This is a genomic window from Flavobacterium sp. 90, assembly GCF_004339525.1.
Lineage (GTDB): Bacteria > Bacteroidota > Bacteroidia > Flavobacteriales > Flavobacteriaceae > Flavobacterium.
Genome location: NZ_SMGE01000001.1, coordinates 2,268,956 through 2,285,581, shown reverse-complemented (window position 1 = coordinate 2,285,581; position 16,626 = coordinate 2,268,956). Strand labels below are relative to the sequence as shown.

Here is a 16,626-nt window from a genome sequence, read left to right as displayed (position 1 = left end):
ATTATTTTATCACAGTTATTGATCCTTTTTTTTCACCTGTGTCGGATTGAATGACATAGTAATATACTGGATTTACATTTTTAAAATCTATTGCTGTCTGGGGCCAATCACCTTGGTAATTCACGACATCCAGAACCTTGTCACCATTTGAACTTATGATAATAATTTTTGTAGTATCATTTTTATATACATCCGGAATATTCCAATAAGGATTCGCTCCGCTTAATTTAAGTATGTTAGGAATAACATCAGTAACTAATGCTGTATCAGATTTAATTTTAAAAGCAAACTCTTTAGTAACAACGCATCCTGCAGTTTGAGAAATTACTGCTTTATAATTTCCAATTGTAGCTACTTTATAACTAATTCCTGTTGCTCCCGGTATAACATTACCGTTTAAAAACCACTGAATAGTTGGATTAGTTGCATCTGTAGTAATGTTAACATCAAGTATTTCACCTTCTTTTAATTTGTACTCATCCGGAACGTCAATACTTGCATTAAAACCATTGCTTTTAAGATCAATTGATCCCGTTGCAACACATCCTCCAAAATCAACATCAACGCTATATTTACCAGCTTCTTTTGTCGCATAAGTACGATTTGTAGCTCCAGTAATAACAGCGCCGTCTTTTTTCCATTGGTATTTGTTACCCGCCGTTGCCGTTAAAATTGTATCGTCACCATTTGCACAAAAAGGATTTCCTAAACTTGAATCTATAATAACAGAAGATCCAGATGAAGATGAAGAAACAGTAACACGGTTGGAATAAGATTCAGAAGTACAAGTTCCGTAATTAGTTTCTACGTAATATACTCCCGGAGTTGTAACATTATAACTTGGTCCTGTCGCTCCTGCAACAAGTGTTGGTGGTGTAGAAACACCATTATCTCTAAACCAGTTATAGGTCAAAAAACTATACTTAAGAGGAGAGTCATTTGGTGGAGTTGTAGAATCCTGATCGATTGTTAACAAAATACTTCCACCGGCACAAAAAGTTGCAGTACCGTTAAAGTTGTTTATCGTATACTGTCTATCGTGCGCTTTGTAATAAATTGGAAAAGAGGTTTTTAAGCCAAAAGAAACAAACTTTGCACTTGAAAAACCTGTAGTTGAAACTCTAAGACTATAAGTGTCAGATCCCGGAAGATCTGACGGAACATTAAATTTTATAGTTTTTTGATTGACTGCAGGATCTGAAACATCTATTGTATTTGCAGTCACAATAGTTGTAAAATTATTCGTTGAAAGCTCTACGATAAATACAGTTCCTGCCGGAAAACCAGCATAAGTAAAAGTGGCATTATACTGCGTAGTATTATCTGCACAAATCCTGTCAAACGCTAAAACCTGTGGGTTTATACTTTTGGTCTGAGCATAGGAATTCGTTTCAGTACATAATAAAATACTAAAAAAAAGGATAATACGAAATGCAGATAGCGTAATTTTTTGAATCATATAGTGCGAGTTCTTGCTAAATCTATACGCTCAAAAAACAAGATATCGATGAATGTTTCTGAAAAATCATACTTATAGTTCTCAATAATATCTTTTGCAAGAGCTGAGTATGTATAAGTAATCGATGAGTTTTCGTCACAGTTTGATGACTGAGTATTCACTTCATTTGCAACAGCAGAGCTATCCTTGGGGATGGATAGCCCTACTATACAATGATTAGAATTCTCTAATTTACTGATGTTATTATCAGCTATGTCATTCTTTTGGTTTAATGCATTAAACGCGTCTAATTTGCAGTTAGAATCAGTAGAAATTGCAGGTCTTTCAGCTGTACTTTGTGCATATAGACTTAACGTCATAGGAGAAACCAAAAATATTATATATAAGAAATATTTTTTTGTAGATAGTACCATTATGTCTTGATCTTTATTTGGGTCCGTATGAGACGAATACATAAATTGTGTCTGGGGACTTTATTAATAAAATTTACGTTTTGAAATAAAAATCGAAATCTATTTATCTGTTTCCGCTAGAGGCTGTAATTTTTCCTAATTGCAGTCTGAAATCTGGTTTTTTAGGGTTAAAAATATCAATGAATGTCTCTTTGTTATCACTTTGTGAATAAACGTTAAAGAACACACTGTTTCCGTACCAGTTTTCTAAATCTTCGTTGTTAGAATTGTACTCAGTAAAGATATTTCCGTTACATAGGTTAAAGTACATTTCCTCAAATTTGATTTTCTTAAGGTTGGCATCATTAATCTCTGTTTTACTATCTAATAAAACAGCTGGATTAAATCCGGAAATTACGCTTCTTTTCATCTCAAGAGAAGCAGTTTCAGCTACATACACAGCCTCTTTTACTAAACCTGACTGAATATCAGCTTTGATATTATCACTGTCATTAAGCATAGTGATATTTGTTGCAACTACAAGAGTTTGTTTTTTAGTAAAATCAGTTTCATTTTTCTTTTCAAATGATTTTACTTCCAAACAACGAGAACCGTCTTTGTTACTTGATAAGTAAGAAGATCTAACGGCTAATGAGTTGTATAAACGACATTGTACTCCTTGAGTAAATTTAAAATCGTCGTTGATAGATTTATAAGAAACTAATTTAGTAGCATTTACATCACCTCCAAAAAAGGCAAATGAGTCACCACCAGAGTAGCTTACCATAACGTTTTCTAAGATTGTTTTAGATCCAACACCAGCAATAGTCAAACCATTGAAAGTATCCACACCTTTAACTTTTTTTCCAGCAAATTCGATTCTCACAAATCTTAAAACTCCTGAATTTCCTGCAGCGTTATCACCACCGTAAGTAGTAAGTGTAGGATCAAGATCCAGGTTATAAGAACCAACATTTCCAAATTTATTGATTGGAGCATCTCCAAGAATTACAATTCCACCCCAGTCTCCAGCTTTTTTCTGGCTGCGGTTAGATGTAAATACGACAGGGTCAGTTTCTAATCCGTCTGCAATAAGTTGTGCACCTTTTGTAACTACCAATGTTCCTTTTGTTTCGAAATCACCAATAATTAATGTTCCAGGCTCAATTGTTAAAACAGCGTTATTAGTAACATAAACATTGCCTTGTAAAACGTATATATTCCTTTTCAGCAATTTAGTATTAACAGAAATGTTTCCTGCTAAAATTTGGTTTGCTTCTCCATACTCTACTTTGTTAGGCTTAAATTCGGTCCAGTTATTCAACCAATTGTTGTAGCCCATAATTCCTTTCTCTTGTTGAGCACTCATACTTGTAACCGTCAAAAGAACGCAAATCATTTGAGTAATTTTTTTCATGATAAGGGGGGTATTAGGGTTAATAATAAATTTGGGTATGCGTAAATGAAAAAACTCATCTCGAGTTTCCTGAAAAAATCCAGAACGCTTCGAGAACGAGTTGTTTTTTATCTCTTTTTCAAAATGCCGCAGAAAGTTCTCAACCATCTACGTAAACAAATTCAAAAAGGTTTTAAAAAATATTTTTAATTATTACATTTCATTCAATTCGTTGAACTCGTGTAATGATTTCAATGTACTTTCGTAAAATAAAATTGCTGCGATCAAGTTCCCTTTATCAGAATACGGCATCATTTTTCTTTGAAATTCTACTGTCGTATCTAAGAAACTTGTTGTACCCACTGCCTGAGCATCTAAAACTTTTTTGTGTTCAGAATCGTCCGGAATACCTAAGTCTGCCATTGTAACACCTGGTTTAGTAACCAACGCAATGTAAGGAAGAGTTTTAACTAAAACTTTAATACGCTCGATGTACAATTCTAACAATTCTCCTTTTTGCATACCACTTAATTCTTTCTGATCATGGTATTTTCGGATAAGTGCAGTTGTACTAATAATACTTCTTGGAGCGTTTTTTGCTTGTGCCGAAATAGCACCAGTCGTCAAGAAAAAAAGTGTACTTAATAAAATAATTTTCCCTTTCATAAATTCTTAGATATAATTGGTTGTTGATGCAAACAAAAATATATAATTTAACTTAAATTGCAACTTTATTGATTTCTTTTTTCAAAAAAAAAGCTTAAAGAAACCTTAAAATCGGGTCTTATGTCGAGAAAATGTGCGTTTTAACGGGGTTTTTGTTAAATTTGTTAAAATCCGAGCCGTAAGATATTAAGTACTAAAAGTTAATTTTATTCCTAATTAATAGCCAAAAAACTATTACGTTAGTCGTTTTATTTAAAAAACTATTAACAAAAAAGTCTTAATATCTCCTTCAAATCGTCTCTTTATTAACAAAAGTTGGTTAACAAACTGCAAAAAACCACATTCAAAACTTCAATAACAACAGAAATGAAATCCAATGAGTAAACTTTTGATCTAAAATTTTTGCCTCTATCATTTTCTTCTATCTTTGCTTCATGCAATTTTCTCAAATTTTAGGTCAAGATTACATCAAAAGTCACTTGATAAAAAGTGCATCTTCCGGAAGAATTCCACATGCTCAATTATTCATTGGGCCAGAAGGAAGTGGCACATTATCAACAGCAATTGCTTATGCGCAATACATTTTGTGTAATAATACAGGAAACGAAAACTCAAACGGAAATGATTCCTGCAATTTGAAGTTTCAAAACCTCTCACATCCCGATTTGCATTTTATATATCCAACAGTTACGACCGAGGATGTAAAAACAAAACCCAAAAGTTTAGACTTCATTCAGGATTGGCGAACATTTATTCAGGAAATGCCTTACGGCGGATTATTTGACTGGTATAAAGTTCTGGGTGTTCAAAACAAACAAGGTGAAATTCGTGTCGAAGATGCAACCGAAGTTTTAAAATCGCTTTCGCTGAAATCTTACGAAGGCGGCTATAAAATCATGATCATCTGGATGGCCGATAAAATGAATATCGCCGCCTCAAATAAGCTTTTGAAATTATTGGAAGAACCTTCAGATAAAACCATTTTTATTCTGATTTCTGAAAATGAAGAAGATATTATACAAACCATACGTTCTCGTTGTCAGGTAATTCACTTTAATGGACTTCCGGAAAAAGTAATCGCCGAAGCTTTAATTTCAAAAGAAAACATCGACGAAAAATCGGCCTTCAAAATTGCACATCAAGCGCAAGGGAATTTCAGTAAAGCCTTACATCTATTAAAAGAAGACGATTCAGAATATCCTTTCGAACAATGGTTTGTCAATTGGGTTCGTGCTGCTTTTAGGGCAAAAGGAAATGCTGCCGCTATTCAGGATTTAATTTCCTGGAGCGAAGAAATAGCAGGATTAGGTCGTGAAAGTCAGAAAAAATTCATTCAGTTTTGTATCGAAATGTTTCGTCAGGCGCTTTTGCTTAATTATCAGGCACCAACTTTAGTTTACATTGAACCAAAAGTCGATAAATTTAAACTCGAAAATTTTGCTCCATTCGTAAACGGAAATAACATTCACGAAATTTTCAAAGAACTTTCAGATGCTATGTATCACATTGAAAGAAACGGAAATGCAAAAATTATCCTAACCGATTTATCCATAAAATTGACTCGTTTAATTCATAAAAAATAATTTTCAAATGAATAATGTTGCCTCTATTTTACTATTGGCTTTTCTAGCCTTAACGTTCTTACAATCAGGGTATGAAAAAATATTCTACTGGAAAGACAATGTCGAATGGCTTAAAGGTCATTTTGCCCAGACAATATTAAAAAATCAAGTTCCCCTAGCCTTACTTCATCTTTTGATTTTGGAATTAATTTCCGGAATTTTATGTGTAGTTGGTGCTATACAATTACTAACAGAAAGCGGACGCGAATTTGGTTTTTACGGTGCTATATTTTCTTGCATCTGTTTGTTAATGATGCTTTTCGGACAACGACTAGCCAAAGATTATGATGGTGCGAGAACCATTGTTATTTATTTTATTCCGGCAGTAATGGCCGTTTATTGGTTGAATTAAAAATATGCCACTAATTTCACAGATTAAAGTAAGATTTAAAAATCATTGAAATCATTAAAATCATTTTAATCTGTGGCAAAAAAGTGTTCGCAAAGCGGACAAAAAAATAAAATTTTACATTTAAAAAAAATGAATCCAAAACATCCTTCCGAATCCCTAACAATCTTAACTGATTTAGTTTTACCGAGCGAAACAAATCCTTTAAACAACCTTTTTGGTGGCGAATTATTGGCCAGAATGGATCGTGCAGCAAGTATTGCAGCGCGCAGACATTCACGCCGAATCGTAGTTACGGCATCTGTAAATCACGTAGCTTTCAACAGAGCAATTTCTTTAGGAAGCGTTGTAACTGTTGAAGCAAAAGTTTCAAGATCTTTCAAAAGTTCGATGGAAGTTTTTATTGATGTTTGGGTAGAAGATCGCGAATCAGGAAACAGAACAAAAGCTAACGAAGCCATCTATACATTTGTTGCGGTAGACGACACCGGAAGACCCGTCGAAGTTCCTGCAATTATACCGGAAACGGAACTTGAAATTCAGCGCTTTGAAGCTGCTTTACGTCGTAAACAATTGAGTTTATTATTGGCAGGAAAAATAAAACCTTCTGATGCTACAGAATTAAAGGCTTTATTTTTATAGTACTAATTTTGGTACAAATTGGAACAATCAAACTTCAAAAAAAGAACTAATTTTACAAAAATTATAAGCCTAGAGAAATCTAATTCAGGAAGTCGTTTCATTTTCTGATTTATGTTTGAAAGAGAAAAAAATAGAAAAATTTTAGATGAAAGAAAAAGAAAAAAAAGAGATGAGTTCAGAAAAAGATGCCAAATTAAAAGCGCTACAACTTACGCTTGACAAACTAGATAAAACTTACGGTAAAGGAACTGTAATGAAAATGGGGGATAAAGCCATTGTAGAAGTAGAAACTATTTCTTCAGGTTCTCTTGGTGTTGATTTAGCCCTTGGAGTAAATGGTTATCCAAGAGGTAGAATCATTGAAATTTACGGTCCGGAATCTTCTGGAAAAACGACTTTAACGTTACACGCAATTGCTGAAGCTCAAAAAGCGGGTGGAATTGCAGCTTTTATAGATGCTGAGCACGCTTTTGATAGAAATTATGCTGAAAAATTAGGCGTAGATATTGAAAACCTAATCATCTCTCAACCAGATAATGGAGAGCAAGCTTTAGAAATTGCCGAAAACTTAATTCGTTCAGGAGCAATTGATATTGTGGTAATTGACTCTGTTGCTGCGTTAACACCAAAAAGTGAAATCGAAGGTGAAATGGGAGATTCTAAAATGGGTCTTCATGCACGTTTGATGTCTCAGGCTTTGAGAAAATTAACAGGAACTATTAGCAAAACAAACTGTACTGTTTTCTTCATCAACCAGTTGAGAGAGAAAATTGGAGTTATGTTTGGTAACCCAGAAACTACAACCGGTGGTAACGCCCTAAAGTTCTATGCTTCTGTGCGTATTGATATTCGTCGTTCATCTCAAATTAAAGACGGTGAGAACGTTATTGGTAACAGAACTAAAGTTAAAATCGTAAAAAATAAAGTTGCTCCGCCTTTTAAAACTGCCGAATTCGACATTATGTACGGAGAAGGAGTTTCTAAAACAGGAGAAATTCTTGACTTAGCGGTTGAATTTGAAATCGTTAAAAAAGCAGGATCTTGGTTTAGCTACGGAGATACAAAATTAGGTCAAGGTCGTGATGCCGTAAAAGCCCTAATCAAAGATAATCCGGAATTAGCTGATGAATTAGAAGAAAAAATTAAAGCGTATATCAAAGAATTGGCAAACGCTTAAGACACAATAAATCAACTAATTGTTGATCATTTTTACAAAACCGACAAGATAATATCTTGTCGGTTTTTTTTATTTTAAAAATAAATCAAAAAATGACGCAACCATTTTAAAAAACTTCCATCTATACACTAGACATAAGATTTGGTATTTGGCCATAAGTACCATTTCAAACGTTCTTTTTTAGAATAAATTTGGTTGGTTTGTTCCCTAAAAATCCGTTAGTTTATTTGGTGCTAACGGGTTTTTATCCATTTTAATTTATTTATTTTCAATTTACATTGAACCTTTTTCGGTTTTAACTATCTAAGCTGTTACGAAACTAACTTGAGTTTTAATCAAACTCTTTATTATCAACCGTTTAATCTTTTTTAGTATGAAAGAGAAAAAAAAAGAAGCGCTGTACAATAAAAACCGCCGAAAAACCAAATTAAAATTTAAAAAAGTATTACGGTTTATTTCCGAAAAAATAATTCATCGATAAGCTTTGAATAAAAGACGGGGGTTTTTAATTCAAAAGAAAACCCGACAAATTTTAAGGTTTGTCGGGTTTCTATTTTATAAAATTAAGGTTTACTTTTCTTTTTTAAATTCCAGTAAACCTTTATAAATCAGCTGTCTTACTTTATCACGAAGCTCTTTTCTATTTTCACTTCCAAGTCCTTCTGTTTCAACAAAAGGTAAAACTTTTACGCGCATTTTTCCTGGACTTCCACTTAAAAAAGTATACGAGAAACGTTCTTTATTATCCGCAAAAACAATAGGAACAATTGGTATCTGATGTTCGATTGCTAATCTAAAAGCGCCATCTTTGAATTCATCCAGCAAAATAGTTTCATCATCCGGAACTCCGCCTTCTGGGAAAATACAAATACTAAGTCCTTGATTAAGTCGACTTTGTGCTCTCTTGAAAACTTCATTTTTACTTTTCGAAGAATTTCGATCCACCAAAATACAAGTTCTTTTATAGAAAAATCCAAACAACGGAATCTTCGAAAGTTCTTTTTTTCCAACAAAAACAAACGGATTTCTAACTACAGCCAACATCAACATGATATCGGTCATTGAAGTATGATTTGCTACGATCATGTAGCTTTTCTTTTTAATCAGCTTCTGTTCTCGTTCGACTTTATAATAGAAACCCATGCCGAAAAGGATGAATTTAGCCCAAATGCGGGCCATTTTAAAGAAATAGGGATATCCACTCTCTGATATAATAGAAATCAGCAAAAACGGTAGCATAATCAATATCGGAATGGCCATTAAGATGTAAAACCAAATACGCCATAAAACCCAAAAAACAATTTTAATTCCTTTCATGGTTTCAAATGTAAGAAATCAGAAATGATTTTAGATTTTTAGATCATTAGATTTTTTGAATAGTTAGACTTTGTATGTTGAAAATTGATTTACGAGCGTTTTTTACCGCAAAGTGCGCAAAGGAAAAAAAGTTATTTAGCGTATCTATAATTGCAAACAATGAGATCGCAAAACTGTATGCTTAAGATATTGCTTTACAATACTTTGCAAACTTTTCGGAAAAACCTTGTGTGATTTTACCACAAAGCTCGCAAAGGTTTTTCGCATAGGAAAAGAAGTTATTTAGCGTATCTATAATTGCAAACAATAAGATCGCAAAGCTTTGTGATCTAAGATATCATTTTACAAACCTTTGCAAACTTTGCGGAAAATCCTTGTGTGATTTTACCGCAAAGCTCGCAAAGGTTTTTCGCATAAGGAAAAGAAGTTATTTAGCGTATCTATGAATTGCAAACAATGAGATCGCAAAGCTTTATTCTTAAGATATTGTTTTACAATACTTTGCAAACTTTTCGGAAAAACCTTGTGTGATTTTACCGCAAAGCTCGCAAAGGTTTTTCACAAAGGAAAAGAAGTTATTTAGCGTATCTATAATTACAAACAATAAGATCGCAAAGCTTTGTGATCTAAGATATCACTTTACAAAACTTTGCAAACTTTGCGAAAAAACTTTGCGCGCTTTGCGATAAAACTTCAATACTATTATACGAAAATCTGCGTTAAAATTAATAAAAAGCTATGACAGAAAACGAGATTTCAAATATTATAATTGGATTAGCAATTGATGTTCATAAAGCATTGGGACCCGGTTTATTGGAGAATGCTTATCAAGAATGTTTGTTCTATAAAATTAAACAACGCGGACTTCTTGTCGAAAAGGAGAAAACAATGCCAATCACCTTTGAAGAGATAAAATTAGATTGTGGATATCGTGTCGATTTACTGGTAGAAAACAAATTTACAATTGAAATTAAAAGTGTCGAATCGCTTACAACAGTTCATTTAGCGCAAATCCTAACCTATCTAAAATTAGGAAAATACAAACTTGGACTTCTAATAAACTTCAACGAACTTCTCCTAAAAAATGGCATAAGAAGAGTAATCAATGACAAATAGAAACACACAATCCCTTTGCGATCTCAGCAAATATTTTACCCTTTTTCTAATCAAAATCTTTCAAAACTTTGCGAAAACCTTGTAAACTTTGTGGTAAAAAGACATGCGCACTTTGCGGTAAAAAATGCGCCTTCCAACATAAAAAATAAACTTTGTGGTTATAAAAAAACATTACGACCTTTGCGTTTAAAGAATAAAAAACTAAAATGGCAAAAATACTAACTGGTGTTCAGAGTACTGGAACGCCACATTTGGGAAATTTATTAGGCGCAATTATTCCTGCAATTGAATTATCGAATGATCCTGCAAACGAATCTTTTTTGTTTATTGCTGATTTACACTCAGTTACGCAAATAAAAGACGGTAAAACATTAAGACAAAATACATACAGCACTGCAGCGGCTTGGCTTGCTTGCGGTCTAAATCCCGATAAAGTTACATTCTACAGACAATCTGATGTGAGTCAAACTACTGAACTGACTTGGTATTTAAGTTGCTTTTTTCCGTTTCAACGTTTAAGTTTGGCAACTTCTTTTAAAGATAAAGCAGATCGTTTAGAGGACGTTAACGCGGGACTTTTTACGTATCCGATGTTAATGGCAGCTGATATTTTGCTTTACAATGCTGAATTTGTTCCGGTTGGAAAAGACCAATCACAACATTTAGAAATTACTCGTGATGTCGCTTCTCGTTTCAATCACCAAATGGGAGAAACGTTTGTAATTCCAGAAGCTAAAATTCAGGAAGATAGTATGTTGATTCCGGGAACAAATGGCGGAAAAATGAGTAAATCTGCTAATAACATTATCAACATTTTCGAGGATGATAAAGCTTTACGCAAACAAGTCATGAGTATTGAAACAGATAGTACTCCACTTGAAGATCCTAAAAATCCGGATACTTGTAATGCTTTTGCAATCTATGCTCTTTTAGCAAATGAAACTCAAATTGCAGAAATGAGAGCGAATTATCTTGGTGGAAATTATGGTTACGGTCACGCCAAACAAGCTTTGTTTGAATTGATTACCGAAAAATTTAAAACCGAAAGAGAAAAATACAATTACTACATCAACAACCTTGAAGAAGTTGATGCACTTTTGAAAAAAGGTGCTGGAAAAGCTTCTGTAATTGCTGATGGCGTTCTCGCCAAAGTTCGAGAAATACTTGGATTTGGTAAATAATATGTTTTTGCCACGAATTACACAAATTAGCACTAATTAATTGGTGTTAATTTGTGTAATTCGTGGCAACTTTTTTATATAAATCAGTCAAAATATTGAGAAAACTATTTACTAAATACATGTTTCTTCTCCTAATATCTCTTTTTGCATTAGGGTTTTTACTAGCTTATTTATTTAGCGATGAACAATCTTATAGCATAAATAAAACCGTGGGTTCGGCTTATTCTATTTCGAATGAAGCCTTACTAAATGCTTGTTTAGCAATTTCACAGATTCTTTTTATCTTTGGTTATTTAATACTATTCCTTCTTAAGCGAAATACAAATTATTATATTTCCTTAGCTCATTTTGAGATAATTATATTCGCTTACTATTCAATCTCTTTTCAAAATTTCACAATCTCTCTGATTATTGGTTCACTTTCTATCATCTTATTTTTGATAAATATTTTCAAATCTCAGAAATAAAAACTGCTTGATTTTCTATCAAATCGCCTCAAACAGTTTCCCAGGCAAAGGCCTAATAACACCTTTAAGTTCCATATTCAAAAGAATTCCTGATATTTTATAAATCGGAAAATCGCATTGAAGCGCGATAAAATCCAATATCTCTTTTCCGTTTTTTAAGAGAAAATCATAAACTTTTTGCTCGTCAGGTTCCAATTCGACAAACAATTGTTTCTGTACTGGTTTTGACTTGTTTTCGACGTCCCAGTTTAAAATATAAACCAAATCGGCAGCTGTGGTTAGTACGTTTGCTTTTTGTGTCTTAATTAAGTTATTACAGCCTTGACTGTATTTATCCGTTACTCTTCCGGGAACGGCAAAAACGTCACGGTTATAATCATTTGCTATATTTGCTGTAATTAGCGAACCGCCTTTATCTGCAGATTCAATAACGATTGTAGCCTCGGTCATTCCTGCAACAATGCGGTTTCTGCGTACGAAATTCTCTTTATCAGGATTTGAAGAACTCCAAAATTCAGTAATGAATCCGCCATTTTCCTCCATTTTTGCAACGTACTTTTTATGCATTTTTGGATAAATTTGGTTTAAACCATGCGCTAAAACTCCAATTGTCTGTAAGTTATTTTCGACAGCCAATTGATGCGCTGTAATATCAACTCCATAGGCAAATCCGCTTACAATCACAGGATCAAGCGGAACCAGATCTTCAATAAGTTTTTTACAGAATTCCATTCCGTAAGAAGTAATCTGACGAGTTCCGACTATACTAATTAATTTTTTATTTTTCAAATTAATGTTTCCCGTGGAAAATATCAAAACCGGCGAATCAATGCAATGTTTCAACCGATCCGGATAATTTTCATCCTGAAAAAACGAAACATTTATCCCATTAGATTTTATAAATTCAAGTTCCTGATTGGCTTTTTCGAAAACAACTTTGTCATTTAAATTATTTAATAAAACTCCTCCAACTCCATCAATAGCAGATAATTGATTCCTCTTAGTTTTAAAAACAGCTTCTGCATTTCCGCAGTGAGACATCAATTTTTTCGCCATAATATCTCCCACTCCATCCACTTTTAATAAGGCTAATAAATAAAACAATTCCTGATCTGACATCTGCTAAAATATTATGTAAAATAGAATTTGAAATTCCAATAAATTAATACTGCAAATATGGTTAAAATAAAGTAATTTCTTAATAAAAACAATAATTTACATTGTGGTCTATTTTTAAAAACTAATAACATAATTGTTAAAATACTGAAAACTAATTATCTATAAAAAATTCAGAATTGTTAATAAAAATTGTGAATAAAATTTTGATAACTATATTCATTACCTAACTTTGCTACTATGAAAATCGAAACTTACATAGGACAGTTATTGTATCGTTATCAGTGTGTAACGGTTCCCGGGTTCGGCGCTTTTTTAACCGAAATTCAGTCGGCTCAGCTTAATGAAAGCACAAATTCGTTTTTTCCTCCCAAAAAAATGATCTCTTTTAACAGCCATCTGAAAAATAACGATGGACTGCTGGCAAATCATGTCGCAAATGCAGAAAAAACATCTTATGGTTTTGCTGTAAGTGCTATTGCTTTTGAGGTTGTAAGCTGGAAAAAAACATTAGAAGAAAACGGTACTATTTACCTGAAAGGAGTTGGCGAAATTCGCTATAATTCCGAAAAAAATATAATTTTCACACCAAACGATCAGACCAATTATCTAACAAGTTCTTTTGGATTAAGTCCATTTGTTTCACCGTTAGTTAAAAAAGAAATTTTCGAGAAAAAAATCGAGAAACTTTCAGAAAGAGAAACTGTGTCATTGTATGAAAATGAAGAAAGCAGATCAACGAATCCGTTTTTAAAATATGCTGCAATTATTGTCTTAGGTCTTGGAATTACTGGTAGTATTGGATATCCATTATACCAAAATCAAATTGCTACTAAAACATTAATTGTAGAAACTGCAGTTCAGAAAAAAGTACAAAACAAGATTCAAGAAGCAACCTTTCTTATTCAGAATCCACTTCCTGCAGTGACACTTTCAGTAGACTCTGCAAAGGTTGAAACTGTCGATGAAAAAGTAATGCCGTATCACATTATGGCTGGAGCTTACAGAAGCGAACAAAATGCAAGAAAAGCATATAACCAATTAATAAAAGACGGTTATAAAGCAAGAATGCTTGGCGAAAACAAACATGGCCTTTTCCCTGTTTTGTACGGAAGCTATCCTACAATGGCAGAAGCTGAAAAAGCACAAAAAGAAATTCAAAAAGGTGAAAATCCAGATGCCTGGATCTTAGTTGAATCACTATAAAACTTAAAAATCCTGTTCTAACGAACAGGATTTTTTTTGGCTTATTCTATCCTTAAAAAAACTTTATCCGACGCTTCCTATTTTATTCAGCTGTTATTTTTGTTCTTCATTAACAAGAACTTAAATAAAATCATGAAGCATAAATTAAAACTATTTTTCGCATTCTTTCTTATCCTTTCTGCCCAACAATTCTATGCGCAGGATATTGTAACAACTCAAAAAGCTCAAGATGCTCTAGCTAAAAAAGCTGACCAAGAGAGCAAAAGATCATCTGATGAAATTCACAAAAAACTGAATGATGAACAAGCCAGATTGAAAAAAGAGCAAAAAGCTGTCGAAAATCAGCAGAAAAAACTAAAAAACTCAGAGAAAACTCTTGACAAAACAAAGCAGAAGATTTCGAAACTAGAAGCTGATAATCAAAAGGTTTCTAAAAAAATCAGCGCAAATTCGCTTACCGACGAAGAATCACAAAAACAAGCAATTAAAGTAAAACAAAACGAGCTTGAAATTCAAAAACTTAAGTTGAAACAAATCGATCAACAAAAAGATTTAGATAAAGTCAGAGCAACACTTTAAAAGAAAAAATCCTACTCGCCTTAACGAATAGGATTTTTTTTATTTAGCAATTATTTTAGCATTTTGACTGAGAATCACCTTCTTGCCTTGATATATTGTTAGTTTTGCCTGAGGCGAATTTTTTTCGCCCAAAACGATGAATGCACATTCATACCTGTAATTATCTTTTGTAAATTCATATTGGTGATTTCCTCCTATTCCTTCAACCACAAGTTCGCCTCTATAGATAATCAAATCAGGCTTTTCAGTCATTTTTTTATCAATAGACCACGAAACATAACGATAATTATTGTTCCCGAGATTATCAATTCTGATTTTAAATTTAGCCGTTTCTAAAATGCAAATAGGTTTCCAAAAAAAAGCAATACTTGAATCGAGATCCTTTTTTTGTGAAGCTATAAGTTTGTTTTTGAGATCTATTTCAAATTTAGACTGATAATTTACCGCAGTTAGTCGTCCATCAACATCCATCCAAATGCTTCCGTGATTTAACATTATACCGCGCAAACCCATATCAGACCAGTCTTTTTCAGGATTAGAAGATGATATTTCATTTTTTAAAGTCGAATCAAATAGTTCATCATAACGTTTTACAAAATCTGCTTTATCGGTAATATCAGGTATTGGATATTCTCGCTCCAAAGGATATAAAATCATGTCTGCAATCACTTCTTTATTATCACTTTTTACGTTGTCAATAAAGCTTTTAACCAATTTTTGATAATCTGCTTTTACATCCTGCGCATCAATCAAACCACTGCAAAAAATCAATAATGCTAAAAATAAATTTCTTGTTTTCATCTTAAAATATTTTTAATCGATTATTAATCTATTCCTCACAACTCCCTATAAAAGTACTTAATTTATATTTGATGTAAATATTTTTAGTTCCTCTTATACAGTAACATAAACTGAAATTTTAACTAAAATATTGCATTAATTTCAATAAAAAAACCCGTTCCATGTGGAACAGGTTTTTTATTATTTGGTGATTATTTTTGCATCTTGAGAAAGTATTTCTTTTCCGTTCTGGTAAATCGTTAAATTGGCAGGAGGAGATTCAGATGTACCCAAAACTATAATGGAACATTGATACAAATAAGAATCTTTTTTGAAATTTAAATGACTATTTCCACCGCTTCCGTCAAAGATCCATAGTCCTTTAGTGATCACTAAATCAGGCTTATCACTCATCGATTTATTAATAGACCATGAAGCATATCTATAATTTTCTTTTCCTATATCATCAATTCTTATTCTGAATTTAGATGTTTCCAAAATATAAACCGGAACTTGAAAATAGGCAATAGACGGATGTAACGTTAGTTTTTCTGCAGCAATGAGTTTACTTTTAAGATCTTGCTCAGCTTTTGACCGATAATTAATTGCAATTATCTTTCCATCTGTATCTATCCAAATATCTCCGCTTCCAAGCATAATACCACGCCAACCCATTTCTGACCAGTCTTTTGCAGGATTAGATTTAATAATTTCATTTTTAAAAATTGTATCAAAAATTTGGTCGTATCGCTCCATGAAATCGGCTTTGTTTTCGACCGTCGGAATTGGATAATCCCGTCTTAATGGAAAAGAAATACACGATGCAACTCCCTCTTTGTTATCGCTTTTTACATTGGAAATAAAACTCTTGACAAATTTTTGATATTCTGGTTTTAAATCCTGGCTAAAAGTAAAGTGAGAACAAAAGATAAAAATGATAACATATACTAGGCTTTTTTTCATGTGAAATCTTTTAATTAATTATTAATCTGGTGTTTATAGAATTCTGCCTATTAAGAGTTGAAAATGTGCCTTTAGGTACTAAATATCGGTAAAAAACACAACTAGAAACAAATTTAGCGTGCCGTAGGTACGCAACAAAATGACAACTATTGCGTACCTACGGCACGCTAATAAATTTTGAAACAATATTGACTACCA

16 protein-coding genes are annotated in these 16,626 nt (G+C 32.8%); 8 read left to right on the top strand and 8 right to left on the bottom strand.

Annotation, left to right across the window (positions count from 1 at the left end; genetic code table 11):
• Nucleotide 1: 1 nt before the first annotated feature.
• The 4 genes from sprC to C8C83_RS09290 all read right to left on the bottom strand — a co-directional run bounded on the left by sprC (nucleotide 2) and on the right by C8C83_RS09290 (nucleotide 3,913).
• Complete coding sequence (gene sprC, locus C8C83_RS09305) at nucleotides 2–1,459, bottom strand: gliding motility protein SprC (RefSeq protein ID WP_121328053.1); 1,458 nt, start codon at nucleotides 1,457–1,459, stop codon at nucleotides 2–4.
• A complete protein-coding gene (locus C8C83_RS09300) occupies nucleotides 1,456–1,872 on the bottom strand; it encodes a hypothetical protein (RefSeq protein ID WP_121330001.1) in 417 nt (138 codons plus the stop codon). The genes sprC and C8C83_RS09300 overlap by 4 nt, the downstream gene beginning before the upstream one ends.
• A gap of 103 nt (nucleotides 1,873–1,975) precedes the next feature.
• A complete protein-coding gene (locus C8C83_RS09295) occupies nucleotides 1,976–3,268 on the bottom strand; it encodes a hypothetical protein (RefSeq protein ID WP_121328051.1) in 1,293 nt (430 codons plus the stop codon).
• Nucleotides 3,269–3,460: 192 nt separating this feature from the next.
• The gene (locus tag C8C83_RS09290; protein WP_121328049.1) at nucleotides 3,461–3,913 is read right to left on the bottom strand and encodes a hypothetical protein; all 453 of its coding nucleotides are present in this window, start codon (nucleotides 3,911–3,913) and stop codon (nucleotides 3,461–3,463) included.
• Between the two features lie 434 nt (nucleotides 3,914–4,347).
• On the opposite strand from C8C83_RS09290, the gene C8C83_RS09285 reads away from it, so the two are divergent.
• From C8C83_RS09285 to recA, 4 genes are all read left to right on the top strand, one after another.
• Nucleotides 4,348–5,496, top strand: coding sequence for a DNA polymerase III subunit delta' (locus C8C83_RS09285; RefSeq protein ID WP_121328047.1), 1,149 nt, complete (start codon nucleotides 4,348–4,350; stop codon nucleotides 5,494–5,496).
• Between the two features lie 7 nt (nucleotides 5,497–5,503).
• A complete protein-coding gene (locus tag C8C83_RS09280; protein ID WP_121328045.1) occupies nucleotides 5,504–5,887 on the top strand; it encodes a DoxX family protein in 384 nt (127 codons plus the stop codon).
• Between the two features lie 129 nt (nucleotides 5,888–6,016).
• A complete protein-coding gene (locus C8C83_RS09275; RefSeq protein ID WP_099710090.1) occupies nucleotides 6,017–6,526 on the top strand; it encodes an acyl-CoA thioesterase in 510 nt (169 codons plus the stop codon).
• Between the two features lie 169 nt (nucleotides 6,527–6,695).
• A complete protein-coding gene (recA, locus tag C8C83_RS09270; RefSeq protein ID WP_099712749.1) occupies nucleotides 6,696–7,703 on the top strand; it encodes a recombinase RecA in 1,008 nt (335 codons plus the stop codon).
• A gap of 570 nt (nucleotides 7,704–8,273) precedes the next feature.
• Here the strand turns inward: recA and C8C83_RS09265 are convergent.
• A complete protein-coding gene (locus C8C83_RS09265) occupies nucleotides 8,274–9,020 on the bottom strand; it encodes a lysophospholipid acyltransferase family protein (protein ID WP_121328043.1) in 747 nt (248 codons plus the stop codon).
• 738 nt (nucleotides 9,021–9,758) lie between these two features.
• Between C8C83_RS09265 and C8C83_RS09260 the strand changes: the two genes are divergently transcribed.
• A complete protein-coding gene (locus C8C83_RS09260) occupies nucleotides 9,759–10,136 on the top strand; it encodes a GxxExxY protein (RefSeq protein WP_121328041.1) in 378 nt (125 codons plus the stop codon).
• A gap of 206 nt (nucleotides 10,137–10,342) precedes the next feature.
• Nucleotides 10,343–11,317: a tryptophan--tRNA ligase gene (gene trpS, locus C8C83_RS09255; protein ID WP_132011735.1), complete on the top strand. Its 975-nt coding sequence runs from the start codon at nucleotides 10,343–10,345 to the stop codon at nucleotides 11,315–11,317.
• A 485-nt stretch (nucleotides 11,318–11,802) separates the two neighbouring features.
• On the opposite strand, the gene dprA is transcribed toward trpS, so the two are convergent.
• On the bottom strand, nucleotides 11,803–12,903 hold the full coding sequence (gene dprA / locus C8C83_RS09250) for a DNA-processing protein DprA (protein WP_121328039.1): 1,101 nt from the start codon (nucleotides 12,901–12,903) through the stop codon (nucleotides 11,803–11,805).
• A gap of 237 nt (nucleotides 12,904–13,140) precedes the next feature.
• On the opposite strand from dprA, the gene C8C83_RS09245 reads away from it, so the two are divergent.
• Entirely contained in the window at nucleotides 13,141–14,106 is a 966-nt protein-coding gene (locus C8C83_RS09245; protein ID WP_121328037.1) for an SPOR domain-containing protein, read from the top strand.
• 132 nt (nucleotides 14,107–14,238) lie between these two features.
• A complete protein-coding gene (locus C8C83_RS09240) occupies nucleotides 14,239–14,685 on the top strand; it encodes a hypothetical protein (protein WP_121328035.1) in 447 nt (148 codons plus the stop codon).
• A 39-nt stretch (nucleotides 14,686–14,724) separates the two neighbouring features.
• Here the strand turns inward: C8C83_RS09240 and C8C83_RS09235 are convergent, their stop codons facing one another.
• Both C8C83_RS09235 and C8C83_RS09230 read right to left on the bottom strand, forming a co-directional pair.
• Nucleotides 14,725–15,486, bottom strand: a complete 762-nt coding sequence (locus C8C83_RS09235) for a hypothetical protein (RefSeq protein ID WP_132011734.1) — start codon at nucleotides 15,484–15,486, stop codon at nucleotides 14,725–14,727.
• A gap of 180 nt (nucleotides 15,487–15,666) precedes the next feature.
• A complete protein-coding gene (locus tag C8C83_RS09230) occupies nucleotides 15,667–16,428 on the bottom strand; it encodes a hypothetical protein (RefSeq protein ID WP_121328033.1) in 762 nt (253 codons plus the stop codon).
• Between the last annotated feature and the right edge of the window lie 198 nt (nucleotides 16,429–16,626).

What these genes read in the sequence shown, in the direction of transcription:
- sprC (WP_121328053.1), bottom strand. Translation starts at nt 1,459, where the DNA reads ATGATTCAAAAAATTACGCTATCTGCATTTCGTATTATCCTTTTTTTT.
- C8C83_RS09300 (WP_121330001.1), bottom strand. Translation starts at nt 1,872, where the DNA reads ATGGTACTATCTACAAAAAAATATTTCTTATATATAATATTTTTGGTT.
- C8C83_RS09295 (WP_121328051.1), bottom strand. Translation starts at nt 3,268, where the DNA reads ATGAAAAAAATTACTCAAATGATTTGCGTTCTTTTGACGGTTACAAGT.
- C8C83_RS09290 (WP_121328049.1), bottom strand. Translation starts at nt 3,913, where the DNA reads ATGAAAGGGAAAATTATTTTATTAAGTACACTTTTTTTCTTGACGACT.
- C8C83_RS09285 (WP_121328047.1), top strand. Translation starts at nt 4,348, where the DNA reads ATGCAATTTTCTCAAATTTTAGGTCAAGATTACATCAAAAGTCACTTG.
- C8C83_RS09280 (WP_121328045.1), top strand. Translation starts at nt 5,504, where the DNA reads ATGAATAATGTTGCCTCTATTTTACTATTGGCTTTTCTAGCCTTAACG.
- C8C83_RS09275 (WP_099710090.1), top strand. Translation starts at nt 6,017, where the DNA reads ATGAATCCAAAACATCCTTCCGAATCCCTAACAATCTTAACTGATTTA.
- recA (WP_099712749.1), top strand. Translation starts at nt 6,696, where the DNA reads ATGAGTTCAGAAAAAGATGCCAAATTAAAAGCGCTACAACTTACGCTT.
- C8C83_RS09265 (WP_121328043.1), bottom strand. Translation starts at nt 9,020, where the DNA reads ATGAAAGGAATTAAAATTGTTTTTTGGGTTTTATGGCGTATTTGGTTT.
- C8C83_RS09260 (WP_121328041.1), top strand. Translation starts at nt 9,759, where the DNA reads ATGACAGAAAACGAGATTTCAAATATTATAATTGGATTAGCAATTGAT.
- trpS (WP_132011735.1), top strand. Translation starts at nt 10,343, where the DNA reads ATGGCAAAAATACTAACTGGTGTTCAGAGTACTGGAACGCCACATTTG.
- dprA (WP_121328039.1), bottom strand. Translation starts at nt 12,903, where the DNA reads ATGTCAGATCAGGAATTGTTTTATTTATTAGCCTTATTAAAAGTGGAT.
- C8C83_RS09245 (WP_121328037.1), top strand. Translation starts at nt 13,141, where the DNA reads ATGAAAATCGAAACTTACATAGGACAGTTATTGTATCGTTATCAGTGT.
- C8C83_RS09240 (WP_121328035.1), top strand. Translation starts at nt 14,239, where the DNA reads ATGAAGCATAAATTAAAACTATTTTTCGCATTCTTTCTTATCCTTTCT.
- C8C83_RS09235 (WP_132011734.1), bottom strand. Translation starts at nt 15,486, where the DNA reads ATGAAAACAAGAAATTTATTTTTAGCATTATTGATTTTTTGCAGTGGT.
- C8C83_RS09230 (WP_121328033.1), bottom strand. Translation starts at nt 16,428, where the DNA reads ATGAAAAAAAGCCTAGTATATGTTATCATTTTTATCTTTTGTTCTCAC.